This window comes from Bradyrhizobium sp. AUGA SZCCT0160, from assembly GCF_018130105.1.
Taxonomy (GTDB): domain Bacteria; phylum Pseudomonadota; class Alphaproteobacteria; order Rhizobiales; family Xanthobacteraceae; genus Bradyrhizobium.
Genome location: NZ_JAFCMD010000002.1, coordinates 101,704 through 128,273 on the forward strand (window position 1 = coordinate 101,704; position 26,570 = coordinate 128,273).

Annotated in this window: 28 protein-coding genes; 11 read left to right on the top strand and 17 right to left on the bottom strand. The window is 63.4% G+C overall.

Going from position 1 to position 26,570, the window contains the following annotated elements; translation table 11 throughout:
- Nucleotides 1–8 precede the first annotated feature (8 nt).
- Nucleotides 9–374: a hypothetical protein gene (locus tag JQ558_RS04060; protein WP_312014958.1), complete on the top strand. Its 366-nt coding sequence runs from the start codon at nucleotides 9–11 to the stop codon at nucleotides 372–374.
- 200 nt (nucleotides 375–574) lie between these two features.
- Nucleotides 575–991, top strand: a complete 417-nt coding sequence (locus JQ558_RS04065; protein ID WP_212209617.1) for an META domain-containing protein — start codon at nucleotides 575–577, stop codon at nucleotides 989–991.
- A gap of 30 nt (nucleotides 992–1,021) precedes the next feature.
- Here JQ558_RS04065 and JQ558_RS04070 read toward each other — a convergent pair whose 3' ends face one another.
- Both JQ558_RS04070 and JQ558_RS04075 read right to left on the bottom strand, forming a co-directional pair.
- Entirely contained in the window at nucleotides 1,022–1,198 is a 177-nt protein-coding gene (locus JQ558_RS04070; RefSeq protein WP_212209618.1) for a hypothetical protein, read from the bottom strand.
- A 111-nt stretch (nucleotides 1,199–1,309) separates the two neighbouring features.
- Nucleotides 1,310–2,215 (bottom strand): LysR family transcriptional regulator, encoded by a 906-nt coding sequence (locus JQ558_RS04075; protein WP_212292963.1) that lies wholly within the window; start codon nucleotides 2,213–2,215, stop codon nucleotides 1,310–1,312.
- 133 nt (nucleotides 2,216–2,348) lie between these two features.
- On the opposite strand from JQ558_RS04075, the gene JQ558_RS04080 reads away from it, so the two are divergent.
- Both JQ558_RS04080 and JQ558_RS04085 read left to right on the top strand, forming a co-directional pair.
- Nucleotides 2,349–3,338, top strand: coding sequence for a tripartite tricarboxylate transporter substrate-binding protein (locus JQ558_RS04080; RefSeq protein WP_212292964.1), 990 nt, complete (start codon nucleotides 2,349–2,351; stop codon nucleotides 3,336–3,338).
- Nucleotides 3,339–3,366: 28 nt separating this feature from the next.
- Nucleotides 3,367–4,443 carry a tartrate dehydrogenase gene (locus tag JQ558_RS04085; RefSeq protein ID WP_212292965.1) on the top strand — a complete coding sequence of 359 codons (1,077 nt, stop codon included), beginning with the start codon at nucleotides 3,367–3,369 and terminating at the stop codon, nucleotides 4,441–4,443.
- Nucleotides 4,444–4,534: 91 nt separating this feature from the next.
- Here JQ558_RS04085 and JQ558_RS04090 read toward each other — a convergent pair whose 3' ends face one another.
- Nucleotides 4,535–4,690 (bottom strand): hypothetical protein, encoded by a 156-nt coding sequence (locus JQ558_RS04090; protein ID WP_212292966.1) that lies wholly within the window; start codon nucleotides 4,688–4,690, stop codon nucleotides 4,535–4,537.
- Between the two features lie 263 nt (nucleotides 4,691–4,953).
- Here JQ558_RS04090 and JQ558_RS04095 point away from each other — a divergent pair, with 263 nt between their 5' ends.
- Entirely contained in the window at nucleotides 4,954–5,949 is a 996-nt protein-coding gene (locus JQ558_RS04095; RefSeq protein ID WP_212292967.1) for an MBL fold metallo-hydrolase, read from the top strand.
- Nucleotides 5,950–6,158: 209 nt separating this feature from the next.
- On the opposite strand, the gene JQ558_RS04100 is transcribed toward JQ558_RS04095, so the two are convergent.
- On the bottom strand, nucleotides 6,159–7,166 hold the full coding sequence (locus tag JQ558_RS04100) for a tripartite tricarboxylate transporter substrate binding protein (RefSeq protein WP_212292968.1): 1,008 nt from the start codon (nucleotides 7,164–7,166) through the stop codon (nucleotides 6,159–6,161).
- A gap of 376 nt (nucleotides 7,167–7,542) precedes the next feature.
- Here JQ558_RS04100 and JQ558_RS04105 point away from each other — a divergent pair, with 376 nt between their 5' ends.
- Both JQ558_RS04105 and JQ558_RS04110 read left to right on the top strand, forming a co-directional pair.
- On the top strand, nucleotides 7,543–8,826 hold the full coding sequence (locus tag JQ558_RS04105; RefSeq protein WP_212274997.1) for an MFS transporter: 1,284 nt from the start codon (nucleotides 7,543–7,545) through the stop codon (nucleotides 8,824–8,826).
- Between the two features lie 58 nt (nucleotides 8,827–8,884).
- Nucleotides 8,885–9,661 carry a potassium channel family protein gene (locus JQ558_RS04110; RefSeq protein ID WP_212209626.1) on the top strand — a complete coding sequence of 259 codons (777 nt, stop codon included), beginning with the start codon at nucleotides 8,885–8,887 and terminating at the stop codon, nucleotides 9,659–9,661.
- A gap of 51 nt (nucleotides 9,662–9,712) precedes the next feature.
- On the opposite strand, the gene JQ558_RS04115 is transcribed toward JQ558_RS04110, so the two are convergent.
- The 7 genes from JQ558_RS04115 to JQ558_RS04145 all read right to left on the bottom strand — a co-directional run bounded on the left by JQ558_RS04115 (nucleotide 9,713) and on the right by JQ558_RS04145 (nucleotide 16,130).
- A complete protein-coding gene (locus tag JQ558_RS04115; RefSeq protein WP_283813793.1) occupies nucleotides 9,713–10,195 on the bottom strand; it encodes a dCMP deaminase family protein in 483 nt (160 codons plus the stop codon).
- A gap of 188 nt (nucleotides 10,196–10,383) precedes the next feature.
- Nucleotides 10,384–11,298, bottom strand: a complete 915-nt coding sequence (locus JQ558_RS04120; protein ID WP_212292969.1) for a PaaI family thioesterase — start codon at nucleotides 11,296–11,298, stop codon at nucleotides 10,384–10,386.
- 42 nt (nucleotides 11,299–11,340) lie between these two features.
- Entirely contained in the window at nucleotides 11,341–12,816 is a 1,476-nt protein-coding gene (locus JQ558_RS04125) for an amidase (RefSeq protein WP_212292970.1), read from the bottom strand.
- A gap of 93 nt (nucleotides 12,817–12,909) precedes the next feature.
- Nucleotides 12,910–14,604 carry a GMC oxidoreductase gene (locus JQ558_RS04130; RefSeq protein WP_212292971.1) on the bottom strand — a complete coding sequence of 565 codons (1,695 nt, stop codon included), beginning with the start codon at nucleotides 14,602–14,604 and terminating at the stop codon, nucleotides 12,910–12,912.
- A gap of 255 nt (nucleotides 14,605–14,859) precedes the next feature.
- Nucleotides 14,860–15,060 (bottom strand): hypothetical protein, encoded by a 201-nt coding sequence (locus JQ558_RS04135; RefSeq protein ID WP_212209631.1) that lies wholly within the window; start codon nucleotides 15,058–15,060, stop codon nucleotides 14,860–14,862.
- Nucleotides 15,061–15,270: 210 nt separating this feature from the next.
- Nucleotides 15,271–15,597, bottom strand: a complete 327-nt coding sequence (locus JQ558_RS04140) for a hypothetical protein (protein WP_212209632.1) — start codon at nucleotides 15,595–15,597, stop codon at nucleotides 15,271–15,273.
- Between the two features lie 83 nt (nucleotides 15,598–15,680).
- The gene (locus tag JQ558_RS04145; protein WP_212209633.1) at nucleotides 15,681–16,130 is read right to left on the bottom strand and encodes an Hsp20 family protein; all 450 of its coding nucleotides are present in this window, start codon (nucleotides 16,128–16,130) and stop codon (nucleotides 15,681–15,683) included.
- Nucleotides 16,131–16,250: 120 nt separating this feature from the next.
- Between JQ558_RS04145 and JQ558_RS37095 the strand changes: the two genes are divergently transcribed.
- Both JQ558_RS37095 and JQ558_RS04155 read left to right on the top strand, forming a co-directional pair.
- A complete protein-coding gene (locus tag JQ558_RS37095; RefSeq protein ID WP_249142339.1) occupies nucleotides 16,251–16,649 on the top strand; it encodes a hypothetical protein in 399 nt (132 codons plus the stop codon).
- A complete protein-coding gene (locus JQ558_RS04155; protein ID WP_212292972.1) occupies nucleotides 16,642–16,818 on the top strand; it encodes a hypothetical protein in 177 nt (58 codons plus the stop codon). Before JQ558_RS37095 ends, JQ558_RS04155 begins: the two co-directional genes overlap by 8 nt.
- Before the next feature lie 433 nt (nucleotides 16,819–17,251).
- On the opposite strand, the gene JQ558_RS04160 is transcribed toward JQ558_RS04155, so the two are convergent.
- From JQ558_RS04160 to groES, 4 genes are all read right to left on the bottom strand, one after another.
- Nucleotides 17,252–18,790 (bottom strand): NAD(P)/FAD-dependent oxidoreductase, encoded by a 1,539-nt coding sequence (locus tag JQ558_RS04160; RefSeq protein ID WP_212292973.1) that lies wholly within the window; start codon nucleotides 18,788–18,790, stop codon nucleotides 17,252–17,254.
- 152 nt (nucleotides 18,791–18,942) lie between these two features.
- A complete protein-coding gene (locus JQ558_RS04165; protein WP_212275005.1) occupies nucleotides 18,943–20,145 on the bottom strand; it encodes a hypothetical protein in 1,203 nt (400 codons plus the stop codon).
- Between the two features lie 117 nt (nucleotides 20,146–20,262).
- A complete protein-coding gene (gene groL, locus JQ558_RS04170; RefSeq protein ID WP_212209637.1) occupies nucleotides 20,263–21,909 on the bottom strand; it encodes a chaperonin GroEL in 1,647 nt (548 codons plus the stop codon).
- A gap of 248 nt (nucleotides 21,910–22,157) precedes the next feature.
- Nucleotides 22,158–22,454: a co-chaperone GroES gene (gene groES / locus JQ558_RS04175; protein ID WP_192738881.1), complete on the bottom strand. Its 297-nt coding sequence runs from the start codon at nucleotides 22,452–22,454 to the stop codon at nucleotides 22,158–22,160.
- A gap of 360 nt (nucleotides 22,455–22,814) precedes the next feature.
- Here groES and JQ558_RS04180 point away from each other — a divergent pair, with 360 nt between their 5' ends.
- Nucleotides 22,815–23,330 (top strand): hypothetical protein, encoded by a 516-nt coding sequence (locus JQ558_RS04180; RefSeq protein ID WP_212209638.1) that lies wholly within the window; start codon nucleotides 22,815–22,817, stop codon nucleotides 23,328–23,330.
- A gap of 109 nt (nucleotides 23,331–23,439) precedes the next feature.
- Here the strand turns inward: JQ558_RS04180 and JQ558_RS04185 are convergent, their stop codons facing one another.
- Entirely contained in the window at nucleotides 23,440–24,225 is a 786-nt protein-coding gene (locus JQ558_RS04185) for a protein phosphatase CheZ (protein WP_212209639.1), read from the bottom strand.
- 308 nt (nucleotides 24,226–24,533) lie between these two features.
- Between JQ558_RS04185 and JQ558_RS04190 the strand changes: the two genes are divergently transcribed.
- Nucleotides 24,534–25,358 (top strand): L,D-transpeptidase, encoded by an 825-nt coding sequence (locus JQ558_RS04190; protein ID WP_212209640.1) that lies wholly within the window; start codon nucleotides 24,534–24,536, stop codon nucleotides 25,356–25,358.
- A gap of 255 nt (nucleotides 25,359–25,613) precedes the next feature.
- Here JQ558_RS04190 and JQ558_RS04195 read toward each other — a convergent pair whose 3' ends face one another.
- Nucleotides 25,614–26,456: a DUF2076 domain-containing protein gene (locus JQ558_RS04195; protein ID WP_212292974.1), complete on the bottom strand. Its 843-nt coding sequence runs from the start codon at nucleotides 26,454–26,456 to the stop codon at nucleotides 25,614–25,616.
- Between the last annotated feature and the right edge of the window lie 114 nt (nucleotides 26,457–26,570).

Sequence of the window (26,570 nt, forward strand, 5' to 3'; positions counted from 1 at the left end):
GAATGACGGTGAATGGGAAATTTTTGATGGTTGCGGCCATGCTGGCCTGGTCGACTTGCGCCTCGGCGCACGACGAGAGAGGAACGAATGGCGGCTGGGTCGCGCATGCCGGTTCGTATCACGTCGAACTGGTTTCGAAATCCGACAAGCTCGAACTCTTCGTCAGCGACGAGAACCAGAAATCGATCCCGGCCACAGGGTTCAAGGCGGTTGCCATCCTCGTTGTCGATGGCAAGTCGCAACGGATCCTGCTCCAGCCTGCCGGCAGCGCGCTGCTTTCCGGCACCGCCAGCGTCGCATTGCCGGTTCAGCCAAAAGGTGTCGTGCAACTGACCGGCCCTGATGGAAAGACGGCGCAGGCAAAATTCGACTGAGCGGATTGCGAAGCAAGAGCCAAGTCGATCAACCAAACCCCCGCGGCGCAGCCCGCGGGGATTTTTTTGTCGGTGCGGCATTTTGCGCATTGGCTGAGGCAGACAGGAAACCGGTCTGAACCGGACGGCTCTAGCCAATGACATACTTGTTCAATAGAACGGCGCGATATCGCGGTTGAGGGTTTTTCGAGAGAGGTTGCATGATTTCATTCGCGCGCATGGTGAAGCTCGCAGGCGTTGCTTCGGTGCTGCTGGTTTCCGCTCCCAATGCCGGTCATGCCCAGGCCGACAACGGCTTTCCGTTCGGGATGGAAATGACCATGGATGTCCCGCCCCAGCCCGGCTCCAAGCGAATACCGAATCTGGAAATCGGCGACCGCGGCGAAGTGGTGCTCGAACTCTGGTGCAAAGGCGGCAAGGGCCAGTTTTCGGTGGCGGGCAACACCGTGATCTTCGTCGCCGGCGCGATGGAGAACCGTAATTGTCCGCCCAATCGCGCCCAGGCCGACGACGAACTGATTGCCGCACTGACCGATGCCGCGACCTGGAAGCGGCAGGGCGATGCGATCTCGTTCATCGGCACCAGAACGCTGCGGTTCCGGCTCAACACGAACTAGGCGCGCGAGTCGAGCCGGAGGCTGCGGCCGCTACCAGCGGAATGAAAAGAAGACCTTTGGCGGCAGCGGCTGCGGATTGAGCGCGACCCAGTCCAGCCTGGAGGTAAACTGGCGCAGCAATCCGCCGACGACGATGATGCCACCGGCAACGCGGTCGAGTTCATCTGATGTCAATGCTTCGGGTTTGACGGGAGTGAAATCGGTCATGGCTGTTTTCCCTTGGTTAGGCGCCGCACGATGCTGCGACGAACGGGATTTTGCCTTGCTCCGCCCCGGCTGTTTGTGACCCAGATCACCGTCAGCCGGTGGCCCGCCTCGTCAGGCCTCCCGTGCATAGCGTTTGAGGGACGCTTTGAGGATACCAAGCATTTCGTCCCTGATGAGATCGCGCGCGCCGCGGGTCCAGGCGGCTGCGAGCGGCAAGCGGTTCGTGTCTGATCCCGCGAGCGGAACAAACCGAACGCCGCGCGCCGCCATTCGCGATGTCCATCGTGGCACGATGGCAACGCCAATTTCGGCCGCGACGAGATTCACGATGGTCTGCTTTTCATTGGCAATCTGGATGATGCGTGCCTGCAGTCCGGCCTGTGCAAACAGTTTCATGGTCAGATCGTGGCTATGCGGGCGCGAGCGACGCTCGGGGACGATCAGCGGCTGTTCGGCAAGATCGGCGACGGTCACCCGTTTTCTCGACGCGAGGGGATGACGATCCGGTACGGCGACGACCGCGGTCTCGTGTAGGAGAAACAGAAATTCCAGCCGCTTGTCGGGCTTTTCTGGCGGGCGTACCAGGGCGATGTCGAGCCGGCCGGAGATCAGCGCCGGCAACAGCCGGATCGTTTTGTCTTCCGTCAGTTTCACCGTGACGTCAGGTCTCTGTTCGCGAAAGTCGGAAAGCAGCATCGGCAGCAGTCCCGCCGCTGCGCTGTCGATCGCGCCGACGCGGATGATCGCGCCCTGCTTGCGGCCCCGCGCCTGGAATTTGACCGCCAGATTGTCCGCCTGCGCCAGCAAAATGCGGGCCTCCTTGAGCAGGACGACGCCATCATCGGTCAGCGTCACGCTGCGCGTCGTTCGCGTCATCAGCCTTGTGCCGAGATCGTCTTCGAGCAGCCGGATGTAACGGCCGAGCGCGGAGGGCAGCATTTCCAGCCGCTGCGCCGCACGCCCGAAATGCAATTCCTCGGCCGCCGCCACGAAGCAGCGAAGCTGGTGCAGTTCCATATTTCGTCCTCCCCGGCAGATTATATCAAATATTTGTATAATCGTATGCCGATTGAAGGCGCGTGACCTTTGGCCTTACCTTGTCGGCAAGCGCTGAAATCAGCCAATCAACGAATTCTTCAGGGAGCGACCCATGCGGTTCAATCGTCGCACGATCCTATCCGGCGCCATCGCGGCCGCGTCGCTATGGGCGTCACACACCGCCTTCGCGCAGACCGCTTTTCCGACAAAACCGATCACCATCATCGTTCCGGCGGCGGCCGGAGGGCCGACCGACACCGTGGCCCGCCTCATCGCGGAATCGATGGGCCGAAGCCTCGGCCAGACCATCCTGGTCGAAAATGTCGGCGGCGCCGGTGGCACGCTCGGCATGGCGCGCGTGTCGAAGTCGGCCGCCGACGGCTACACGCTCGCGATCTGGCACATCGCGCACGCGACCGCGCCCGCGCTCTACGACTCTCTCAAATATGATGTCGTCGACGATTTCGACCACCTCGGCCGCATCACCGACGTGCCGATGACCCTGGTGTCGAAGCCGACGCTTGCTGCCAACAATGTGACCGAGTACGTGGCGTGGATTCGCGCCAGCGGCGAAAAGGCCGTCTACGGGCATGCCGGCATCGGCTCCGCCTCGCATCTGTGCATGCTGATGCTGATGAAGGAGCTCGGCGTGCAGATGAACGGGATTCCCTATCGCGGCACCGGGCCGGCCATGAACGACCTGCTCAGCGGCCAGTTCGACGTGATGTGCGACCAGACCACCAACACCACCAACCAGATCAAGGAAGGCAAGATCAAGGGCTTTGCGGTCACGACCAAAGCCAAAGTCTCGTCATTGCCCGACCTGCCGACGCTCGACGGCGGCGCCGTCAAGGGATTTGAGGTCTCGGCCTGGCATGCGATGTGGGCGCCAAAGGGACTGCCCAAAGAGGCCACCGACAAGCTGGTCACAGCTCTTCAGGCCGCGCTGAAGGACCCCAAGGTGATCGAGCGGTTTGCCAATCTCGGCACCGAGCCGGTCCAGGCCGAGCAGGCGACGCCAGCGGCGCTCAAGGCGCATCTGACGGCCGAAGTGCCGCGCTGGGGCGCCGTGATCAAGGCAGCGGGTGCCAAGGGAAACTAATAATCATTCGCCATCCGGAGACCAATCGATGAAGACGTACGCCATAGCCGCCATCCCGGGCGACGGGATCGGCACCGAAGTCATTGCTGCAGGTGTCGAGGTGCTGCACGCGCTGGCCCAGCGCGACGGCAATTTCAAGTTCAAGGTCGATCATTTTGACTGGGGATCTGAATACTACAAGAAGCACGGCATCATGATGCCGGAGGATGGCCGCGACCAGATCAGGAATCACGACGCGATCCTGTTCGGCTCGGCCGGCGCGCCTGATGTGCCTGATCACATCACGCTGTGGGGGCTGCGGCTCGCCATCTGCCAGCCGTTCGATCAGTACGCCAACGTCCGTCCGACGCGGATCCTGCCCGGCATCACCAGCCCGCTGCGCAACGTGCACGGCAAGGAGCTCGACTGGGTGATCGTCCGCGAAAACTCGGAAGGCGAATATGCCGGCGTCGGTGGCCGCGTCCACAAGGGCTTGCCGCTCGAAGTCGCAACCGACGTCTCGATCCTGACCCGTCCCGGGGTCGAGCGCATCATGCGCTTTGCCTTCAAGCTCGCACAGTCGCGGCCGCGCAAGCTGCTTACCGTCGTGACCAAATCCAACGCGCAGCGCCATGCCATGGTGATGTGGGACGAGATCGCAGTCGAGATCGCGGCCGAGTTCAAGGACGTGACCTGGGACAAGATGCTGGTCGATGCGATGACCATGCGCATGGTCATGAAGCCGGAGACCATCGATACCGTGGTGGCGACCAATTTGCATGCCGACGTGCTGTCGGATCTCGCGGCCGCGCTCGCCGGCTCGCTCGGCATCGCGCCGACCGCCAACCTCAATCCGGAGCGGACCTATCCCTCGATGTTCGAGCCGATACACGGCTCGGCCTTCGACATCATCGGCAAAGGCATCGCCAATCCCGTCGGGACGTTCTGGTCATCGGTGATGATGCTGGAGCACCTCGGCGAGCCGGCGGCCGCGACGCGGCTGATGCAGGCGGTCGAACGTGTCACCGCCGACCCCCGCTTTCACACGCCGGACCTCGGCGGCAAGGCCAGGACGAATGAGGTCACGGCCGCGGTCGTCGCCTCCATCCACGGCGCCAACGACTGACGCGCGCGGCGGCAGAAACAAGTGCGGCGGACCGGCCAATAGGCCTGGTCCGCCGTACTCGTATTGGAACGCGGAGGATCTCCTAATCCGCTTACTTCTTGAGGCTGGCGAACATGAACTTGACTTCGAGGATCTGTTCGTACTGCTCCTTGGTGACCTGAACCCGGTCCTTGCCACCCGACACGGCATTGAGCTGTTCGTCGGAGAGGACATCGATCTGAGCATTCTGAGCGTTCTGGGTATTCATGGCAGTTCTCCTTTTGGCAGTTGGACCGCGACCACCGCGTCCGTTTCCTGTGATTAGGAGAATGCCAGAGACTGAACCGGCGCGCTGTTCCCGAGGTGACAGGCTGGGGAGGTGGCAATTAGGCGGTCGCCGCGCGACGCGCCCAACCAAAGGCTCGGAAGGTGTCGCCTTCGCTTCCGGCTTGCGGAAGGTCCCAAGAATCGAGAGTATTCACGTCAATTCGGGAGCCAAATCCCGGGATAAATGGGTGAGGGGAGATGCCTATGACGGCTTTCACGCGCCGCGATCTGTTGTCGGCTGCCGCAGGCGCGGCAGCGGCCGCGAGCCTGCCGTTCAATCAGCCCGTCCACGCCGCGACGCCGCCGGCGGGCAAGCAGACCGCCGGCTGGTACCGCTACAAGATCGGCAGCATCGAGGTGACGGTGGCCACCGATGGCGTCAACCGGTTCAAGATGGCGGAGGATCACGTCACCAACATCAAGAAGGATGTGGTGAACGCCGCGCTCGCCGAGGTCTTCATGGAAAAGGACATGATGACCACGCCGTACAACCCGATCGCCATCAATACCGGATCGAAGCTGGCGATCATCGATACCGGCACCGGCGAGAGCAATTACAAGAAGAGCAACGGCACCGCCCGCCAGTTCGTGACCAACCTCGCGGCCGCGGGAATCGACCGCAACGCCGTCGACGTCGTGATCATCTCGCACTATCACGGCGACCACATGAACGGCCTCCTGATGGACGACAACTCACTGACCTATCCGAACGCCGAGATCGCCGTGCCGGCGAAAGAGCACCAGTTCTGGATGGATGACGGCGAGATGAGCCGCGCGCCCAAGGGCCGGATGGAAGGCAACTTCAAGAATGTGCGGCGCGTCTTCACGCCGGAGGTTTTGAAGCGCGTAAAAACCTATGAATGGGGCAAGGAGCTGATTCCCGGGGTCACTGCGCAGGGCACGCCCGGGCACACGCCCGGCCACAGCTCGTTCGTGATCGCTTCCGGCCCGGACTCCGTCTACGTGCAATCCGACGTCACCCACGTGCCGTTCCTGTTCGTCCGCCATCCCGACTGGCACGCCTTTTACGATCAGGACGGCGCCATGGCGGAAGCGACCCGCCGCAAGGTCTACGACATGCTGGTGGCCGACCGGATGCGGGTGCAGGGTTTCCATTACCCGTTCCCTTCGCTCGCGCATGTCGAGAAACACGGCAGCGGCTACCGGGAGATCCCGGTGATGTGGAAGCCGAATATTTGATGTGCGGGACGGCGGTCTGGTCACCTCTCCCCGCTTGCGGCCGCTTGCGGGGAGAGGTCGAAATTCGCAATAGCGAATTTCGGGTGAGGGGGTACAGGTCTATCGATAGACTGCAATGGCGGAGAGAGCCCCTCACCCCGACCCTCTAAGAGCGAGCTCCGCTCGTCTCGACCCCGCGAAGGGCGGGGAGAGGGAGAAGAGTCCCGCCGCTACTCCACCTTCAGCCCGAGCTGATGAACGAGCTTGCTCCACTTCTTCTCTTCCTTGTCGATATCGTCTGCGTATTCGGCCGGCGTCGAGGCCAGGGGATCGCCGCCTTCGAGACGGATGCGTTTCTGCACCTCCGGATCGCTGACAAGTTTGCGCAGCTCGGCGCTGAGGAGTTCGACGATGTCAGGCGGCGTGCCTGACGGCGCCAGCAGCCCGTAATGCAGCACGGCTTCGAAGCCGGGCATCCCTGATTCGTCGAATGTCGGCACGTCAGGCAGTAGCGAGAAGCGCTGCTTGCTGGTGACGGCGATGGCGCGCAACTGGCCGGCCGCGATATTGCCGAGCGCCGGCGGCAGCACGCCGAACGCGACAGGCACATGGCCGCCGAGCAGGTCGTTCATGACAGGCGCCGTACCCTTGTAGGGAATAATAGCGGCATCGATACCGGATTCGGCCTTGAACAGTTCCGCGCACATGTACCCGCCGGTGCCGACCGGCGACGTGCCGATATTGAGTTTGCCCGGCTCCTTTTTGGCGAACGCGATCACCTCAGCGACCGTCTTGGCTGAGAACGACGGGTGCGCGAGCAGGGCCACCGGCATCGACGCGACGAGACCGATCGGCGCAAAATCCTTGCGCGGGTCCATGCCGAGCTTGGTGTAGAGGCTGGGGTTGATGGAGAGGGTGCCGGTGTGGCCCAGCAGCAGCGTGTAGCCATCAGGCGCGGCGCGCGCCACGGCGCGGGTGCCGATGGTTCCTCCGCCGCCGCCGCGGTTATCGACGGTCACGGTCTGGCGGAATGCGTCCGACAGTTTTTGCGCGACCACACGCGCCATGGCGTCGACGCCGCCGCCGGCCGGGTAGGGGACGACCAGCGTGATGCTGCGCGCTGGAAACTCGGCGGCATGCACGGCCGCGCTTGCCACCAGCGGGCATGCGAAGGCGATGGTTGATGCAAAGTTGATCACGGCATTCATGATGTTGCGACGATGTGAGAGCCTAAGCACCAGATTGCCTCCCTCCAGCGATGTCGATCCACGTTCTTATGGGTGGCCTCATTTCACCGCAAGCCCGGCGCGCGCAAACACTCTCCCCCGTCATTCCCCGATGCGCGATTGCGCATCTGAGGGCGCGCGAAGCGCGAGCCCGGAATCCATTCAACCGCGTGCACCGTTGCCCGATGGATTCCGGGTTCGATGCTGCGCATCGCCCTCAGATGCGCAATCGCGCATCGGGGAATGACAACGACTTGGAATCATGCACTGCAGCAGAGATAACAGCCAATCATAGCCCGAACCTTGAACTGCCTGCCAAGGCCGCATAGGCTCGGTGATTGGAAACGCCTGCCAGGCATCAAACAACAAGAGGGATACCCCCCAGTCGATGAGCTCCGCGTTGCGGCGCCCTTTTGCCCACCGCCGGGGCCTGATCATCGTCGCGACCTTGGCCACGGCCTATGTCGCCAGTCATTTTTTCCGCGCCGCCAACGTCACCATCGGCCTCGACCTGATGCGCGACCTCGCCATCGGACCGGAAGCGTTGGGCGCGCTGACCGGCGCGTTCTTCTTCGGCTTCGCCGCGATGCAGATCCCCTGTGGCCTTCTGTTCGACCATTTCGGACCGCGGCGCACCGTGGCCTGCATGCTGATCCTCGCCACGACAGGCGCTGCGATCTTCACGCTGGCGCCGACGTGGCCGGTTCTGCTCACCGGCCGCGTGCTGATGGGCGCCGGCTTCGGCGTCATGCTGATCGGCAGCATGGTGGTGATCTCGCGCTGGTTTCCACCGGATCGTTTTTCCACGCTCACCGCCATGGTGCTGTCGATCGGACTGCTCGGCAATCTGTTCGCCACCACGCCGCTGGCATGGGCCTCGGAGGCCGTCGGCTGGCGCGCGGTGTTCGGCGCCGTCGTCGTCTTCATCGCACTTGCCACCATCGCCGTGTGGCTGGTGGTGCGCGACGCGCCGCCCGGCCATCCGTTTCTCGACCGCACCCCGGAGCCGCCACGCCAGATGCTGCAAGGCCTGATCGAGGTGCTGGGCAACCCGCGCCTGAGGCCGATCCTGGCGATGAATTTCTGCAACTATGCCTGCACCTTCACCGTTCAGGGCCTGTGGGGCGGCTCGTTCCTGCGCGAGGTGTATGGCATGAGCCCGATCGAGGCCGGCAACGTGCTGCTATCAGCCGTGATCACCTACCAGCTTGGGATCGTCGCCTTCGGCCCCCTGGACCGCGTGCTCGACACGCGCAAATGGATCGCCATCGGCGGCACCATGGTGACCATATCCATGCTTGCGACGCTGGCGCTCGCTTCTCGCCCGCCCGTCTGGGTGCCCGTCGGCGCCATCGTCGCCATCGGTTTCTTCAGCGCCTCCAGCACCATGGTGATGACGCATGGCCGCGGCATTTTCCCGGACCGGCTGATCGGCCGCGGCATTGCGACCATCAACACCGCCGTGATGCTGGGCGTCGCCTGCATGCAGACCTTGTCGGGCATCATCGTCGGCGGGTTCGAGCCTCTCGCCGATGGCGCCCGCTCCGAGACCGCCTACCGCGCCTTGTTCGGCGTGCTCACCGTGGTGCTGATCCTGGCCGTTGCGATCTACAGCCGCTCGCGGGACGTCAAGCCCAGCGAGGAGATGCGCGCCCGGGCGGCCACCGCGTGACGCCTCGGCGCGGCGTCATGGCTTGCCATGATGCGGGTAAACCTGTGAACATGCCGCCATGACGCTCGACGCCTTGAAAAGCAATATCCGGCAGCTTTACGAAGGCGCCACGTCAGCCGGCGTCCGTTTTCGCTACGCGCTGCTGGCGTTCGACATCGTCACGGTGCTGTTCATCGTCGTGACGTCGTTCCTGCCCCCAACCGAACTCGTCGAAACGCTCGACGTTCTGTTCGGCGCGGTGATCCTGGCCGATTTCGCCGCGCGGCTGTTCATCAACCGGCGCCGCTTGCGGGCGTTTACCCGCCTTTCGACCTGGACCGACCTGATCGCGATCGCCTCGTTCCTGGCCCCGCTGGCGGGAGAGGCGGGCGGCTTCTTGCGCATCCTGCGCACCCTGCGGCTGCTCCGCGAGGTTCAGATGCTGACCCGGCTGCGCGGCGACAGCACGTTTTTCCGGCGCAACGAGGAAGTGATCTTTGCCGTCACCAACCTTGCGGTCTTCATTTTCGTGATGACCGCCATCGTCTACGAGACCCAGAAATTTCGTAACGAGCAGATCACGAATTACGCCGACGCGCTGTATTTCACCGTCACGGCGCTGACGACGACCGGCTTTGGCGACATCACCCTGCGCGGAACGGCCGGCCGCATGATCACGGTCGTGATCATGATCTTTGGCGTGACGCTGTTCTTCAATCTTGCCCGCGCGCTGCTGTCCCCGAGTAAAGTGCGTTTTCCCTGTCCGTCCTGCGGCCTGCAGCGCCATGACAGCGATGCCGTGCACTGCAAGGCGTGTGGTGTGGTGCTGAATATTCCTGACGAAGGGGCGACGTAGCCGAGCCGCTCGGAACCGCGATGGTTTTGCTTTGGTGTAGCCTCTTACGCCTCACTCTTCGGTGGCGTCGGGTAGTTCGGCGAGCCGGGGAATCAGCCGAACCTCGATATTGGCTTCGTTCAGCATCTGACCGGAGATGGAGAAATCCTCGGCCCAGTTCGAGTTCGGCCGGTCGGGTGCGTAGGCGACGAGCGCTGTGATGCCGCACTGGATGATGGCCTTGGTACACTCCACGCAGGGAAACCAGGGAACGTAGATGGTGCAGCCCTTGAGCGCGACGCCAATGCGGGCCGCATTGAAGATCGCATTCTGTTCGGCATGGCAGCTCCAGATATATTTGGCGCCGGTGATGCGGGAATGGCGCTCCTCGAGGTCATCGCGAACGCCGCGCGGCAGCCCGTTGAAGCCGGTCGAGCGGATTTCATGATCGGGTCCCACGATCACGGCGCCGACGCGCCGCCCTTTCTCGATACTCCAGCTCGCCAGATGATGCGCCAGGAGCATAAATCGCTCATCCCATTTTGGATCCAGCAATACCGTTCCCTCAAAAATCAGTGCGCTCTATGCGCCGATGTTCCACCATCAGCCATGGCGAGACAACAGCGAGAGCATCAACATCCCGTTAATGCCCGTGTGGCCGCGGTCAGCCTGACAGATTTAAGCCCGGCGGTAGCCGCTTGTCGATGACCGCTCGGATCGTAAGCTTAACGGTTAGGATACGCCTATTCCTCGTCCGCGCCCGGCGCCTGCCTCAGCATGAAATGCCCGAACGCCGAGGCGATCGGTTTGGTCCGGTCGTCCTGCCAGGCCTGCGCCTCGAAGGCGACGACGCGCCGGCCCTGCTTGACGATCGAGACGTTGGCGTAGCTGTCCAATGCGCGGCCGGACCGCAAATAGTTGATCGTCAGCCCGATCGGCTTCGGCAGCGACACGCCGAGTTCGCGCGTCACGCCGACGATCGCGGTGGTTTCGAGAAAGGCGCCGGTCATGCCGCCATGGATCGCGGGCAGGATCGGGTTGCCGATGATCGTTGGTGAGAACGGCATCACCAGCGTGCCGTCCTCACTGACGCGGATGCCGAGGGCGCGCGCGAACGGGCTTTGGGCGAACGGGCCTGCCGGATCTTCCGGCGCTTCAAGCGCCGGCAGCGCGAGATCCTCCCTCGAGCGGCCCTTGAGCATGTTGGTGCGGTTGGCGCCGACCATGAAGCAGGCCGTTGCGGTGGCGACCGGATCGTCCTCGGTCTCCTGGTAGGCGGTCGCGCGCACGAAGGCGATCGAGCGGGTGACACGGTAGCAGATCGCGTGCGCCCTTATGTCGAGGCCGGGCGTTGCCGGCTTCAGGTAATCAATGCGCAGGTCGAGGGTTGCGATCGCGCGCGTCCCGTCGAGCGCGAGCTGGACCGCCATGCCGCAGCTCTCGTCGAGCATCGCGGTGACAACGCCGCCGTGAAGTACGCCGGTCCCGGTGTCGCCGACGAAGACCGGGCGGTAGGGCAGGCTTGACCAGGCTTCGCCAGGGGCGGCGCGGTCGAGCTGAAGTCCACTGATGTGCCCATAGACGGAGCGGTGGCTCTTGATGGCGTCAGCCAGTTCGTCAAACGGCAGCGGCATGTCGACTTTTGATGCTTCGGACATACGGACGTTCTAGACCATATTGATGGATGAGCCAAAGACGGCTCAACCGTTCGTCGCGTGCACGCCGGGCTTCCGTCCCGAGTTCCATTGGCCGCCGAGCGTGCGCTCGATCTGCGCCGCCAGCTGCAGCAGCAGCCCGTCATTGGCCTGCCTGGCCTGGGCCTGAATGCCGAGTGGCAAGCCGTGCTCATGCTGCGCCATCGGCAGCGAGATTGCGGGAATCCCGCACAGATTGGCGAGCGGCGTGAACGCAAAATTGCGCCACAGATTGCCGAACCAGTCCAGCACCGACGGATTGTCCGAGATGGTCAGATATTCTTTGGTGCCGACCTTCGGCGTCGGCAGCGCGGTGATCGGCGTCAGGATGATGTCCCACTCCTCGAAGAATGCGCCGAAGCCGCGCGACGTCGTGTTGAAGACGGCCTGCATGCGCGCGCGCTCGGCATACGTCGTGTGCCGGCCGGCTTCCCAGATCCGGATGTTAACCGGTTCAATGAGGTCCGCCGGCGGCTTTTCGAGCCCACGCGCGGCGAGCATGTTGCTGATCACCACCGCAAAATTGCTGATGTAGCAGGTGGTCTGGGCGTCAAAGGCGGCGCGATAGTCGATCGCCGGCAACGCGTAATCAACGTGATGGCCGAGGCCTTCAAGGAATTGTCCGGCTTTTTTCAGCTCGGACGCGATCTGCGGTGTCGCTTGGTAGTCGCCCCATTGGTGCGAGAGCGCGATTTTGAGCCGTCCCGGATCGCGCTTGATCATCTCCTGATAAGGCTCCGGCGCGGTCCAGAACGGCATCAATTCGCCGGGCGCGGGACCGCGGCAGGCATCGACGAAGGCGGCGGTATCGCGCACGGTGCGTGACTGGCAGCCCTGGATCGACACCAGCCCCGACAGATCGGAAAGATGCGGCGCCAGCGAGAACACGCCGCGTGATACCTTCAGGCCAATGTTGCCGTTGACGCCGGCCGGAATGCGGATCGAACCGCCGCCGTCGGTGGCATGCGCGATCGGCACCGCGCCCGCCGCGACCATCGCGGCGCTGCCGGCCGACGATCCGCAGGTGGTGTAGTCGGTATTCCACGGGTTGCGCGTGACGTAGACGGCCGGATTGTCCGCCGAACTGCAAACGCCGAACTCCGGCGTCGTCGTCCGTCCGATCAGATTCAGTCCGGCCTGGCGCATCTTCGATGTCAGGAACGTATCTGATGTGGCGCGGTTGCCGCGCATCAGCAGCGAGCCCATTTCCTGCAGGCGCCCCTGCATGGTCGGGCCCAGATCCTTCATCAGGAACGGCAGGCCGGCAAACGGCCCCGCAAGATTGGCGCCGGCCTTGGCGGGATCGTCGATCGCGTCCTCAAACACTTCGACCACGGCCGACAGCGCCGGATCGACCTTGGCGATGGCTGCGGCCGCCTGACTTGCCAATTCCTGTGCCGTCAGTTCGCCTTTCCTGACACGCTCCGCCAGCGCCACGCCGTCGTGCTGCGCCCATTCGTTCCAGTTCATCGGCAAAGTCATGCGGTGCAATTCCTTCGGTGCGAACCAACTTTAGGTTCGCAGCGTGCCAAGTCAATCAATGGGCTTGCAACGGGAATTGCTGCCCCGGTGCATTCACTGCATCGAGGCCGCAATCTTCTCCGCCGACATCAGCACCGGAAAATTGGTGTTGGCGCAGGGCACGACGGGGAAGATCGAGGCGTCGACCACGCGCAGGCCCTGCACGCCCTTGACGCGGCCCTCGGTGTCGACGACCGACATCGGGTCCTCCGGCCGGCCCATCCGGCACGAGCAGGAGGCGTGCCACACGCCGATGGTCCCCTTGCGCACGAAGCTCTCCAGCGCCTCGTCGTCGTTGATCACGTCGTCGAACGAAAAACCTTCGACCACGAAATTGTCGATCATGTAATGGCGCAGCGCCGCCGGGCCGTCCATCAGGGTGGCGGCGATTTTGGTGAGGATCCTGTTCTTGTTGTTGACCACGCCGATCTTGCGCACGCGGTCGGTATAGGAGGCCGGGAACGGCTTGTCGGTGACCGCCCTGACGGCGTCGCTCATTTGCACCGCGGCCATCTTGCGGAAACCGCTCATCAGCCGATCGAGGTCGCGCCGGTCGGACAACAGGTTGAACTCGACGATCGGCTCGGCGGCCGGGTCGCGCGAGGCGAGCTTGACCTGTCCGGTTTCGGAATAGGTCTTGTTGACGAACGTCAGCGCCGAGCCGATTTGCTCGCCGACCGCATGCCAGGCCGATTTGCTCAGCACCACGACGAACATGTCGCCCTTCGGCACGCCGGGCAGTCCGGACGAATAACGCAAGCCGACCTGCATGTGACGCCTGGTATGCCCGTTCATGCGCGCGCCGCGGCGGACAAAGGAGGATAGCGAAATCGAGGGATGATCCATCAGGCGCTGGCCGACACCTTCAAGCCCCACCAGCACGGGAACGCCCATGTCCTTGAGGTGACCGACCGGGCCGATGCCGGCGCGCAGCAGATGAGCCGGCGAATGGATGGCGCCGCTGCACAGAATGATCTCGCGGCCGCGGAATTCCTGCTCCTTGCCGTCGACGACGGCCTTCACGCCGACGCACTGCGTGCCTTCGAACAGCAATTCCCTGACCTGAGTGTTGGTGGAGATCGCGAGATTGGCGCGCTTGCGCGTTTCGCGATCGAGATAGCCCATCGCGGCCGAGACGCGTTGCTCGGCCTGGTTGGAATGCGTCACGGGGAAATAGCCGTCGACGAACTCGCCGTTCTGGTCCGGCAGGAATTGATGGCCGGCCTGCTGGAAGGCGTCGGCGAAAGCCTGCGAATGCTTGGTCCAGTGCTCCCTGGGGATGCGTCGCACCGGGATGCGGCCATCCTTGCCATGGTACGGCCCGTCGAAATCAAGGTCGCGCTCGACCTTTTTGAAATAGGGCAGCACGTCCTTCCAGTTCCAGCCGGTGGCGCCTCGCGCTTCCCATTCATCGTAGTCGGTCGGCGCGCCGCGGTTGGCCATCTGGCCGTTGATCGAGGAGCCACCGCCCAGAACCCGCGCCTGTTCGTATTTGCGTAAGGGCGGCCGCCCCTCGTTGGGATTGTTATGGCTGACGATCTGCGTCGTGACCTTGAGTTCGGTCCAGTGGAAACGCGGATCGAAATAGGCGGTGCCGGGATAGCTGTCCCTGATCTCGGCCGGCTCGTTGCCGGGCGGGGTGTCCTGGCCGGCCTCGCACAGCAGGACCTTGTGGCCGCTTTTGGCTGACAGCCGATGCGCCATGACCGAACCAGCCGAACCGCCGCCTACGATAATCGTGTCATACACTTTGGTATTTCCCCGTGTTGTTGGTCTTGTTGCCGGGGAAGGTAGCGCAGCTCCGCGTCCGGGTCACGCCTGCCGTCGTCACCGCTTCGCTATTGCAGCATGAGGCGTCGCCCGCACACGACGCTCAAAAGCGCGATGCTCAAGATCGAAGCTGAAGTCAACCCCGCGCAAGATCATGTCGATGGCCGGTGTCGACATGACTTGTGCTACACCGGCCTCAATTGGCGAACGTGATGTTGGCGTCCTGTCACGGCTCTACGTGCCCTGGCCATCTTCGCCTTCAGCCAGGGCGGCGACTTCGGCATGAGAGAGAATGTGCCCAAGAAGGTCCTTGATCAGGACCTCTGGATGTCCTTCTTCAGCAAATTGCGCGGCCTTTGTGACGGCATCGCGCGCCGTTTCAACGATCACCCCGAAGGCACTGGGGCCGCTCCTCGTATAGACGTGATACGGCATGCTCATCTCCACACGTCGGCCCGCAGGAGACGAGGCTTTCGCGCAGACCGTCGCAAGACCGGAACGCCGGTTGCGGTCACGCTGTGTCGAAGCGACCGACCGTGTCTCCAGGCCCGCACCTCGTTTTCCAGATTTTGTGCCAGCGCTCTCTCGACCCGTTCGAATTCGCGCGGCAGTTCGCTGGACTTTTCCATTGTTCCTCCCGCTGAATCAGGCTGCAGCTTGGCGCACGGTTGAGCGCAGGCGCATTGGCTTTCCGCCGGGCGGATGGCGCGGGCCGTTTCCGTCGAGTGCGCAAAGCGCTGCCAGGATGTCGTCGATGTGGACGGGCGCTCTCAGCCCTTCAGGCGCGCGCAATGTGGGACATGATGCCATCGCAGAGGCATCGGAAGCCCAGGATGCGAGGATGGCGCGCTTCTCGGCAAGCGTTAGACCCGGGTGACAAACCACATCCCGGGGATGTTCGAATGCCGTGCCGGGACGGAGCAGAAAGTCGAAGTCGAACACGTTATCGTGCTGTGCGGGCGTCGGCCGCATGGCTGCCTCCAAATCAATAGACGCGTTGATGAGCTGCCGCGCGGGAAGCCCCGCGCGGCGATCGATCCTGATGGTTCAGTCGGTCAGGCCGCCTTGGCCTCGATCTGGTTCACCTTGCCGGTGCCGTCGCTGATTGCGATGCGGCGCGGCTTCATGGTTTCGGGGATTTCCCGCTGAAGCTCGATGACCAGAAGGCCGTTCTCGAAGCGTGCACCCTTGATGTCGACGTGGTCGGCCAGGGTGAACTGACGCTTGAATGACCGCGTGGAGATTCCGCGATGCAAAAAGGTCTTTTCGTCCTTGTCGGCCTTGCGGCCTTCCAGGGTCAGGACATTCTGCTCCATGGTCAGCGCCACCTCGTCCGGCGTGAAGCCGGCGAGCGCCACCGAGATCTGGAAGCGGTTTTCGTCGAGACGTTCGATGTTGTAGGGGGGATAGCTCTCTTCGCTGGCCCGCTGGACCTCGTCGAGAACGTCAAACAGGCGGTCGAAGCCAATCGTCGACCTCCACAGGGGAGTCCAATCATACCTCATAGCCAAATCCTCCAAAGAGCAAGTTGGGTACGAGCTGGCACCGGACACCTTCCGGCGCCCGCCTCATGTCCGGGGCCCCGATGGGCACCCCGGCCGCTTTGTCTGCGGCGACCATAAGAATTGTCAGAGTGGAAAAAAGTTCAAGGGGAGCGCGAAATTTTTTTTAGGGTGAGGCGGCTGATTGGTTACCGATTTTTTCAGGCATCAGCCGGCTTGACAGTAAAGGCCGGCCGCCTAATTTTTCCGCGGGGCCTTTCCCCTTCCAGTCTCAAAGGAAAACACGACGACCGTCAGGAGACGATGATGTTGGATGAAAAACTTGCCCGCTTGCGTGCCCACCGCGACAATATCCATCGCTACCGCAGGCTGCTCGCGACGCAGCTATCGGACCTGGAACGCGCCTACATTATGCGCCGGATGGACGAAGAACAGTCCGCCCTGAACTCCCTTTCGGAAAATACCTTTCCATTCACTCTGCCTGTCCCGCCGAACGCAGCCGGGAGGGCCGAGCATGTCTGAGCTCGATGCTTTCCTCGTTCGCGGGCATGAAAAGGTCATCGAACATTATCGCAGGCTGCGCGATTCATCCTCTTCTGACGAAGAACGCCGAGCCTTGCAGACACGCATAGACCGGGAACTTTCGGCGTTGAGTCTATATGCCCCCGCAGAGCAGCGGCGCGCTGCCTAGGTGGAGGTGAAGCCGAGCTGCAGCGGGTGCGCTGCCCGATCGTCGACGGAAAGAGCCAGACCGTGGGAGAGCTACGGCCCAGCGCGTAGGACGGATCAGCAACGACGTAAATCCGCTCTCCGAACCAGGTGCGGACGCGGGTGCAGCGCGCATCCGGCATTCCCTGCTCTCTTGTTTTGGGGAGAAACGGCAGCAACCACTCGGGCGCAGCGCGTCGCGAGAATAATTTTCGTCGTCCCGGACAAGCGAGCAGCGCGAGCGCCGATCTCAGATGCGCAATTGCGCATCGGGGGACCCATACGCCGCGGCCCATCGGTGAGAGCGCAGGCGTTAGCGACCTTCTGAAACAACAACCGCCGCGGAGTATGGGTCCCGGCTCAAGGCCGGGACGACGCGTGGAGAGAGCAGAATCGCAATGACGACGCGGCGCGTGTCACCCTTCCCGCAAGATCATATCCGCGCAGAGACCGGCCGATTGCACGACGCCGGTGTAGCCGCCGAAGCCGGCATAGGCGGAGGCCAGATAAAGCCCTGATACCGTCGTGCGCGGCGAGCGGAACGGGTTGCTCCAGATCGCCTGTGGCGGGGTCGGCGCAAAGCCGTAAACCGCGCCGTCGGGGGCGTTGAGATATTGCCGCACCGACAGCGCGCTGTTGAACGAGGACGCAACGACGGCCTCGCCAAGCCCCGGATAGATCGCGGCGAGATAGCGCACGATCGCCTCCTGCCAGCGCCCGCGCTTCTCGCGATAGGCGTCCATGTCGGAGGCGTCCCAGTTCGACAACAGATCGGGGCCGAGGATCGAAAGCACATAGGGCGGCGCCGGCACGCCGGAATCGATCGCGGCATAGTCCACCACCGACATCGGCGGCATGCGCTCGCCGGGCTCTTCCGCCATCAGCGCGGCGCCTTGCGCATAGTCGGTCAATCGCTTCATCCAGGGCGGCAGCAATTGCGTGGAGTAGGCGGCGATACCGAATTCGCACGGCGGTTTTGACAGCCCGAGCGTCAGCGCGAACAGCGAGGTCGAGGGCGCCTGCCGGGCGTAAGTTTGCCTCAGTTGCTTGGCGGCGTCCGCCTGCATCAGGGGTTCGAGGGCTGCGGGCGCGGCGTTGCCGATGATCCGCGCGCATTGCACGGTCCGGGGATCGCTGCCGTCCTTGGCGGTGTGGGTGATGGACTTGGCGCCGTCGCCGAGCGCTATGGCGCTGACGACACGGCGCAGCAGCACTTCGCCGCCGGCCACCTTGATGGCGCGGGCGAGCGCGCTGGAGAGCCGCTGCGAGCCGCCCTGCACGTAGCGGCCGCCGCTCTGGAGGTAGCTGCCCTGCGCCATCGCGAAATAGATCCACCACAGCGTGGCGGGGTCGTCGTGGAAATAGGACAGGTTGGCGGCAAGCGCGCATTTGACGGCTTCATTGTCGCCGAATACGCGGTCGAGCTTTTGCGACAGCGACAACGGCCAATCCGCGGCGTCAGGCAAAAGCTTGATCAGGGCGCCGAGACGGTCGCGCGAGGTTTCCGTTGCGTCGTCGCCTCGCGAGAACCGGCTCATGACGGCGACGATGTGCTGCATCTCGCCGAGCAGTTGATCGATGCCGCGGCGCGCCTCCGGGAAGCGTTCGGTCAACGCACGGCGCGCGGCGTCGAAATCGTCGGGCATCAGGAACGGCTGATCGAGCGGGCCGCCGCGCGCCTGGTAAAACGCGCCGGACGGAATCCATTTGACGGCGTCGATCACGCCGGCACGCGTCAGCACGTCATGTTTGGGGTCGCGCGGGTCGTTCGGGTCGCTGGTCTCGTGCAGTGATCCCTCGACAAACAGCTCGCCGGATTTGTAGCTCGACGCCGCACCGCCGACCGAATTGCTGCGCTCGACCACCAGCACCTTGCGGCCGGCGCGCGCCAGGATCGCTCCAGCTGTGAGGCCGCCAAGGCCGGCGCCGACAATCACGACATCATAACGTGTCATTCAGCGTGGCACCCTGGAAGCCATTGCAAGATCAGGGTGTTTCATTGCCGCTCGGGTGCGGCATGTCAAATGCGCTGACCGCATGGAGCGGTGCGCGGAAAGCCGCCTTCAGCGATTTAGAAAGGATCGAGAAAGGGAACGGCTGAAAACCGCTATTTCCAGGCCGATTTGTCGATGTCCCAGCGCTGGCCCTTGAACTCCCTGGCGAGCGCCTCGACCGAACCATTATCGTCTTCCGGCTCGCCGCCTTCCTCCTCGCCGCCGGCGCCTTCGGACAGGTTCAGCTTGGGACCTGCGCCTTCGTCGATGGTCGATGTCACCGGGCTCGAGATCCACAGCATCAGCCGGTCCGACGCGCCGGGCTTGTCGGGCGAGACCAGCGCGGTGACCTCGATGCTGTCGGTGAGGCCAAGCGCCGGGTAGATCTCGCTCGGCCGCTTGAAGGTCAGCGTCAGCTTGCCGGTGTTGGCGTTCCACGCCGCACCCGCCGCCTTGGCTGCGAGCGTCTTCGACAGCACCGCGGATACTGCGGCGGCGATCTTGTCCTTGTTGATCTTGTCGCCATCGCGCCAGTCGGCGGCGGCAAAACGGATGGTGCGGTCCATCTCGACGATGCCGGTGGTCCATCCCGCGGTGACCACGCCTGGTGTCGACTTCGCCTTGGCGATCAGCGCCGCCGACCGCTCCGGATCGGCGGTGAGATTGATGGTCTGTTCGCCGGCGCGGAGCGCGTCACAGGAAATCGAGAGACTGCTCAGGCCGAGTTCCACCTCCTGGCCCTTCAGGCTCTTGAGGAAATCCAGCGCCGCATCCAGCTTTATCCGCACGCCGATGGATTCCGGCGACACCTCGGTGAAGTCCTTCGGCGTTGGCGTGATGCCGTCATCGGTGGTCTGGTTGTCCAAAAACTCCTTCTCGCTGAGATCGGAATTGTCGGTCGAGGCCACTTCCGTCACCGCCTGGCCGATGGTGATCCGGCCGCGGAATTCGAAGCCGTCGGCGCTGGCCTTGCGCGCGAGGTTCACGGTGACCGGCAGCTTGTCACCGATGCTTTGCGTCGAGCCGGTCAGGCTCTGGCCATTAACAGTGAGGTTGGCGACGAAGCGGTCCTTGCGGTCGGAGCCTTTTTCGACGGGGTAGCAGACGTCGAGCACGGCCGCGGTGACGGTTTTGCCCTGGCGGATCTCCTTGAGGACCACGTCGGCATTGCCGCCCATCAATCCGTCGATCGAGGTGAAGTACCTGACTTCGCTGCCGCCGGGTGCCGGTGCTGCCTTGGAGGGGAGCTTCATCTGGGCAAAAGCCAGGTCCGAGGCCGTCACCAGACCGAGCAGGCAGAGCAGGAGTGCGCGCATGGGAATTCCTCAAGGGAGAGAATCAGCGTCGTCGTAAGTAGCAAACCTCCAGATCATGTCGCCAAAAAAGAAGGCCGCCCGGAGGCGGCCTTCGATGATTGCATTGGTCGGCGAGACTTAGAAGCCCATGCCGCCCATTCCACCCATGCCGCCGCCACCGCCGGGCATCGGCGGGGCCGCTTCCTTCGGCAGCTCGGCGACCATGGCTTCGGTGGTCACCAGCAGGCCGGCGACGGAGGAAGCGTCCTGCAGGGCGGTGCGCACCACCTTGGCGGGGTCGATGATGCCCTTGTCGACCATGTCGACATACTGCTCGGTCTGGGCGTCGAAGCCGAAGGTTTCGGACTTGTTCTCGAGGATCTTGCCGACCACGATCGAGCCCTCGACACCGGCGTTCTCCGAGATCTGGCGAACCGGAGCTTCCAGCGCCTTCAGCACGATGTTGATGCCCGCCTGAACGTCGGAATTGTCGTTCTGGATGCGGCCGACCGCCTTCTTGGCGCGCAGCAGCGCCACGCCGCCGCCCGGCACGATGCCTTCCTGCACGGCCGCGCGGGTTGCGTTGAGCGCGTCCTCGACGCGGTCCTTCTTCTCCTTGACCTCGATCTCGGTCGCACCGCCCACGCGGATCACCGCGACGCCGCCGGCGAGCTTGGCAAGGCGCTCCTGCAGCTTCTCGCGGTCGTAGTCCGAGGTGGTCTCCTCGATCTGCGCCTTGATCTGGCTGACGCGGGCTTCGATCGCGGGCTTCTTGCCGGCGCCGTTGACGATGGTGGTGTTCTCCTTGTCGATCACAACCTTCTTGGCGCGGCCGAGCATGTTGACGGTGACGCTTTCCAACTTCATGCCGAGCTCATCGGAGATCAGCTGACCGCCGGTCAGGATCGCGATGTCTTCCAGCATCGCCTTGCGGCGATCGCCGAAGCCCGGCGCCTTGACGGCGGCGACCTTCAGTCCACCACGGAGACGGTTCACCACCAGCGTCGCCAGCGCCTCGCCCTCGACGTCCTCGGCGATGATCAGGAGCGGGCGGCCGGACTGCACCACGGCTTCCAGCACCGGCAGCATCGCCTGCAGGCCGGAGAGCTTCTTCTCGTGCAGCAGCACGTAGACGTCCTCGAGCTCGGCGGTCATCTTTTCGGCGTTGGTGATGAAGTAGGGCGACAGATAGCCGCGGTCGAACTTCATGCCCTCGACGATGTCGACTTCGGTCTCGAGCGACTTGTTTTCCTCGACGGTAATGACGCCTTCATTGCCGACCTTCTGCATCGCTTGCGCGATCATCTTGCCGATGGCGGCATCGCCATTGGCCGAGATGGTGCCGACCTGGGCGACTTCGGCGGAGGAGGCGACCGGCTTGGCGCGCTTTTCGATGTCCTTGACCACGGCCAGCACCGCGATGTCGATGCCGCGCTTCAGATCCATCGGGTTCATGCCGGCGGCAACCGACTTGGCGCCTTCGCGCACGATCGCCTGGGCGAGCACGGTCGCGGTGGTGGTGCCGTCACCGGCGGTGTCGTTGGTCTTGGAGGCAACTTCGCGCAGCATCTGCGCGCCCATGTTCTCGAACTTGTCCTCGAGTTCGATCTCCTTGGCGACGGTGACGCCGTCCTTGGTGATGCGCGGGGCGCCGAAGCTCTTGTCGATCACGACATTGCGGCCCTTCGGGCCGAGCGTCACCTTCACGGCGTTGGCGAGGATATCGACGCCGCGCAGCATGCGATCGCGGGCGTCTCCGGCGAATTTAACGTCTTTGGCAGCCATGTGGATTTACTCCTGATTGGATTGGGTACGGTTTTGCCGCCTGTCGTGGCCGGGTCTTCTTCCCCTCTCCCCTTGTGGGAGAGGGTGGCACGGACGCGCTGAAGGCGCGTTCGTGACGGGTGAGGGGTCTGTCTCCGCGGATGGAGACCCCTCATCCGGCGCGCTTTGCGCGCCACCTTCTCCCACAAGGGGAGAAGGAAAGAAGGGATGCGCCGACGAATGAGGGTGCGGCGGTAGTCAGGCGGTGCTTAAACCAGCACGCCCATGATGTCGGATTCCTTCATGATGAGGAGTTCCTCACCGTCGAGCTTGACCTCGGTGCCCGACCATTTGCCGAACAGCACGCGGTCGCCGACCTTGAGGTCAATCGGGATCAGCTTGCCGGCTTCGTCCCGGCCGCCCGGGCCGACGGCCGTGATTTCGCCCTGCGAGGGCTTTTCCTTGGCGCTGTCGGGAATGATGATGCCGCCCTTGGTCTTCTCTTCGGCGTCGATACGCTTGACCACGACGCGGTCATGCAGCGGGCGGAATTTGGATTTGGCCATGAGGTTTCCTCTGTGGAAGGCTTGGTTTCAGGTCTGATTGCCATCAAAATGGCTGTTAATGCCGGGTATTCGACACCGTCCCGGGCGGGACGGCCAAACTCCCCGGGCAATTCTTGCCTTAGCAATCGTCGCATTTGAGTGCTAATGTGTGGTCCGGGGAATATGGCTTGGCGCCGATCCTGTCAAGCAAGGGGGTTAAGGCCCAAAAAAGGTTAAGGCCTTGGTGAGGCCAATATAGGATGCTCCCTGAGAAACCAAATCGGAGCGGCGGCGTAATTTGATGGACGTCATTGCTCCGGCACGTGTTTTACGGTTGGCTGCAGGACGGGTGCGGCCAAAAAACTTGTTTGGGGGAATGCGATGATCGGGTCCGGTACTGCGCGCGTGGTTGCCAATCTGGCGATCGCCTCGGCGCTCACGATAATCCTGGGGGCGTGCAGCAGCATGAGCCTGCCGTCGCTGTCATCAAGTTCCGCGCCTCCGCCCGAGCCGGGCGTGGCGCCCGAGATGCCGGCGACGATCCGCTCCGACGAAATCGTCGGCCGCTGGGGTCTCGCCTCGTATCAGAATCCGAACGACCGGGCCCGCACCGAAAAGATGGCCCGCGATCAGTGCAGGCAGCCTTATGTGATCACCGCCGGCACCTCCGGGGGCGTGGTCATGCATCTGGCCGACCAGGCGACCCCGCAGGAACTGCGCCTCAAGGGCTCTCCGAGCGGCAAGAATTATATCGGCCCGGCGGGAGCGACCCCGGGCGAGCAGGATCGCGAGATCGTCTCGTTCGACGGCCGTGTGCTGGTGACCCGCTTCGTCGAAAAGGATGCCGGGGTTCGTTACGGCAACATGGTCTATGTCCGCTGCGCGCCGCGCGCGTGAGACCACAAAAGCCTTAACCTCATCCGCAATAAAAAACGCCGGCTCCGCGCCGGCGTTTTTTTTCTCGACGTGACGTCGCCAGGCGTTGTCGCCCGGCGCGCCGGAATTCCTAATCAAACAGCGCGTCGATGTCGTCCTGCGAGGCATGGCCGACGTCGCCGTCGAGCTTCGGACCGTTGAGCAGCTTGGCGTCGCCTTCACGGGTGTCGACGATCGGGGTCGCGTGCGCCTTCAGCGCGTCGACGCCACCCCAGATGTCCATCATGACGTTGATGTGGTTCTCGATGAACTTCATCGTGGTCATCACCTTGCTGATGCGCTGACCGGTGAGATCCTGGAAATTGCAGGCTTCGAAGATCGCGATGACGCGTTCCTGGATTTCCTCGCTGAGCAGCTTCTGCTGGTCCGGCGAAGTGTTCTTGGACAGCGCGGTCGCCGCCTGGTCGATCGCCTCGGTGGCTTCGAGAATTTGCTGCGTGGCCTGCTCGGTTCCGCCGACGACGGCGCCGAGCTCGCCATTGACCTTGGCCATTTCGCCGCCGTCAAAGCTCTTGCCGTGCAGCGTTGCGATTTCGCGCTTGGTGCGGTTGATGGCGTCGTGAATGAGGTCGAGTTCGACCTTGAGCTTTTCACACTGCTCGATCTGGGCACGATAGGTTTCCAGCAGCGCCTGGGCTTCGGCAACCTCGCGCGCCACCGACGCTTCCGCCGATTCAGTCACAACTGAGCGGCCTTGACCGCCCGCGGCCATCTGGGCGCGGATCGAGCGCAGCTCGCTCATGATCTCGCGATGCATCGGGCCGATGTCGCCGCCTTCGGCAGCCGCGGACACCGGTATTGGCACATCGCCCAAAATGGCCTGTTCGATACGAAAACGTTTGCGACTAACCGACATGATGTATTCCCACCCCTTAACTCCGTGACCTGTTTTAGACAGATGCGATTTAACGTGAGGTTCACGCGGGAACACATCGCGGCGCAGTGTTGCGCGAAGCGCATACCAGGGATTAACCATGCGTGTGCGGCGTTCACTCAAAATAAACGCTACCGGGCAAATCAGCGCGCAACCTGTGACGTGGTGAATCCAAACGCCGTTTCTGTTTACCAAACCGATGTGGTTTTGACCCTTTATTGACCACGTGCAACGGCGCCGCTCAGGCGTCGCCAAGATCTAACAGTGACGAAACAGTACAGAGTACGTCGATGTTCAGAAAAATGTCTCTCGCGCTCCTTGCGGGCGTGTCGTGCCTTGGCTTCTCCGATTCTGCGTTGGCGATCGACGCCTCTCCGCTCGCCGAACCCACCGTGATCTACGCCAATCGGCCCGCGCAACCTGCGCCGGTACGCACCGCCTATGCCGAACGTTCGCAAATGGGCGGCGGCTTCATTGAATTCCTGTTCGGCGATGGGCCGGTGCAGGGCGGCCGCTATCAGCAGCAGCCCGTCTATCAGCAGCAGCCGGATTACCAGCAGCAGCCGGGGTACGGATATGGCGGACGGCGCGGCACCCTGCCGCCGATGGATCCGCAACAATCGATGCGTCAGCAGCAGGAAGAGGCGCTCGAGCCGGCACAGCGCCCGGTCGATCCGAAGTACAACAAGCAGGTTGTCGACTATCACGGCAAGGAAGGTGTCGGCACCATCGTCGTCGATACGCCCAACAAGTTCCTGTTCCTGGTGCAGGGCGACGGCAAGGCGCTGCGCTACGGGATCGGCGTCGGCCGCCCCGGCTTCACCTGGTCCGGCGTCAAGACGATTTCGGCGAAGAAGGAATGGCCGGCCTGGACCCCGCCGCCGGAAATGCTGGCGCGGCGTCCCGATCTGCCGCGGCACATGGAAGGCGGTCCGCAGAATCCGCTCGGCGCCCGCGCGATGTATCTGGGATCGACGCTTTACCGCATCCACGGCTCCAACGAGCCCTGGACCATCGGCACCAACGTCTCGTCCGGCTGCATCCGGATGCGCAATGAAGACGTGATCGATCTCTACGGCCGCGTCGGCGTCGGCGCCAAGGTCGTTGTGATCTGAGCAAAACCAGGTCTCGAAAAAAACGGCCGCTCGATCGAGCGGCCGTTTTGCAATCATCGCTGTCGTCCCGGCGAAGGCCGGGACCCATAACCACAGATGTCTGTTGGTTTTGTATGTCCGTTGCCACAGCTTCGCTTACCACGAGCAGTGGTGGTTATGGGTCCCGGCTCAAGGCCGGGACGACGAGGAAGAGGAATCAAAACGGCCGCCCGATCGAGCGGCCGTTTTCTTTTTCAGACGTGACGTCGTTCAGGCTTAATCGTCGTCGCCGCCGCCGTCACCATCGAAGCCGTCATCCATGTCGTCATAATTGTCCTCGTTCGATGCGTTGTCGAAGTATCCGCTGCGTGAGCTGTCACCGCTGTTGTTGTCGTCGAACAGCCCGGTGCGCGAACTTCCGGACGAGCCGATGTCATTGGCACCGGCCTCCCGCGCCAAATCGCCGCCGGATTGATCGCTGCCGCCAGGCCGCCGGTCTTCGACGCTGCCGCGATGACCACCGCTATCGCCGCCGAAGGCCGCCTGCTGGTTGCCGCCGCCGCCCATCATCGAGCGGATGCTGCCGAGCAGCATCGATCCGCCGACCACGCCGGCGGCTGCCGCCGCCGCCGTTCCGAGGAACGAGCCGCCGCCGCCGCCGAACGGCGGTTGCTGCTGCTGCGGTTGACCATAGGCCGGCTGACCGTAGCCGGGCTGGCCGTATTGTCCGGGTTGTCCCTGTCCTGGACCTTGGGCCTGCTGGATCACCTCGCCGCTGTTCCATACCGGGCGGCCGCCCATGCCGGGCGAGCGGACGTTAGGCACCGAGCCGCGCGGCTGGCTCTGCCCGAAGATGGTGTCACGCATCGAATCGAGGAAACCGCCGGGTTGATTCTGTTCGCCCGCATGTCCGCCTTCCAGTTGCTGGATGCGGTCGTTGGCGCGCTTCAGCGCTTCGTCCTGCACCAGCGCCGTCTGCACCAGCGCATAGACGGCATTGGGCGCACCACGCAGGCCCTGCATGATCGCGGACATGGCTTCGGGATCGCGCGGGGCGTTTTCCAGCTTGGCAAGGCGGTCGAAAAGATCGTCAATCAGTTGGCGTTCTTGCGGTGTCATGGCGTTCTCCATCGCGCCCGGTGCCTCGAAGCGCGGGGCAGATGTAGGGCGGGGTTTGTGTCGCAAGTAGTGGGAGGGCAGATTAAATTTCGGTATGCGACAAAACGACCGGCC

Bases quoted from the DNA above. Each gene is read 5' to 3' on its own strand.
- JQ558_RS04195 (WP_212292974.1), bottom strand. From the start codon at position 26,456: ATGACACCGCAAGAACGCCAACTGATTGACGATCTTTTCGACCGCCTT.
- JQ558_RS04135 (WP_212209631.1), bottom strand. From the start codon at position 15,060: ATGCCGTATCACGTCTATACGAGGAGCGGCCCCAGTGCCTTCGGGGTG.
- groL (WP_212209637.1), bottom strand. From the start codon at position 21,909: ATGGCTGCCAAAGACGTTAAATTCGCCGGAGACGCCCGCGATCGCATG.
- JQ558_RS04160 (WP_212292973.1), bottom strand. From the start codon at position 18,790: ATGACACGTTATGATGTCGTGATTGTCGGCGCCGGCCTTGGCGGCCTC.
- JQ558_RS04070 (WP_212209618.1), bottom strand. From the start codon at position 1,198: ATGACCGATTTCACTCCCGTCAAACCCGAAGCATTGACATCAGATGAA.
- JQ558_RS04190 (WP_212209640.1), top strand. From the start codon at position 24,534: ATGTTCAGAAAAATGTCTCTCGCGCTCCTTGCGGGCGTGTCGTGCCTT.
- JQ558_RS04095 (WP_212292967.1), top strand. From the start codon at position 4,954: ATGACGGCTTTCACGCGCCGCGATCTGTTGTCGGCTGCCGCAGGCGCG.
- JQ558_RS04165 (WP_212275005.1), bottom strand. From the start codon at position 20,145: ATGCGCGCACTCCTGCTCTGCCTGCTCGGTCTGGTGACGGCCTCGGAC.
- JQ558_RS04140 (WP_212209632.1), bottom strand. From the start codon at position 15,597: ATGCGGCCGACGCCCGCACAGCACGATAACGTGTTCGACTTCGACTTT.
- JQ558_RS04185 (WP_212209639.1), bottom strand. From the start codon at position 24,225: ATGTCGGTTAGTCGCAAACGTTTTCGTATCGAACAGGCCATTTTGGGC.
- JQ558_RS04085 (WP_212292965.1), top strand. From the start codon at position 3,367: ATGAAGACGTACGCCATAGCCGCCATCCCGGGCGACGGGATCGGCACC.
- JQ558_RS04075 (WP_212292963.1), bottom strand. From the start codon at position 2,215: ATGGAACTGCACCAGCTTCGCTGCTTCGTGGCGGCGGCCGAGGAATTG.
- JQ558_RS04120 (WP_212292969.1), bottom strand. From the start codon at position 11,298: ATGTCCGAAGCATCAAAAGTCGACATGCCGCTGCCGTTTGACGAACTG.
- JQ558_RS04180 (WP_212209638.1), top strand. From the start codon at position 22,815: ATGATCGGGTCCGGTACTGCGCGCGTGGTTGCCAATCTGGCGATCGCC.
- JQ558_RS04110 (WP_212209626.1), top strand. From the start codon at position 8,885: ATGACGCTCGACGCCTTGAAAAGCAATATCCGGCAGCTTTACGAAGGC.
- JQ558_RS04155 (WP_212292972.1), top strand. From the start codon at position 16,642: ATGTCTGAGCTCGATGCTTTCCTCGTTCGCGGGCATGAAAAGGTCATC.
- JQ558_RS04105 (WP_212274997.1), top strand. From the start codon at position 7,543: ATGAGCTCCGCGTTGCGGCGCCCTTTTGCCCACCGCCGGGGCCTGATC.
- groES (WP_192738881.1), bottom strand. From the start codon at position 22,454: ATGGCCAAATCCAAATTCCGCCCGCTGCATGACCGCGTCGTGGTCAAG.
- JQ558_RS04145 (WP_212209633.1), bottom strand. From the start codon at position 16,130: ATGAGGTATGATTGGACTCCCCTGTGGAGGTCGACGATTGGCTTCGAC.
- JQ558_RS04090 (WP_212292966.1), bottom strand. From the start codon at position 4,690: ATGAATACCCAGAACGCTCAGAATGCTCAGATCGATGTCCTCTCCGAC.
- JQ558_RS04065 (WP_212209617.1), top strand. From the start codon at position 575: ATGATTTCATTCGCGCGCATGGTGAAGCTCGCAGGCGTTGCTTCGGTG.
- JQ558_RS04080 (WP_212292964.1), top strand. From the start codon at position 2,349: ATGCGGTTCAATCGTCGCACGATCCTATCCGGCGCCATCGCGGCCGCG.
- JQ558_RS04125 (WP_212292970.1), bottom strand. From the start codon at position 12,816: ATGACTTTGCCGATGAACTGGAACGAATGGGCGCAGCACGACGGCGTG.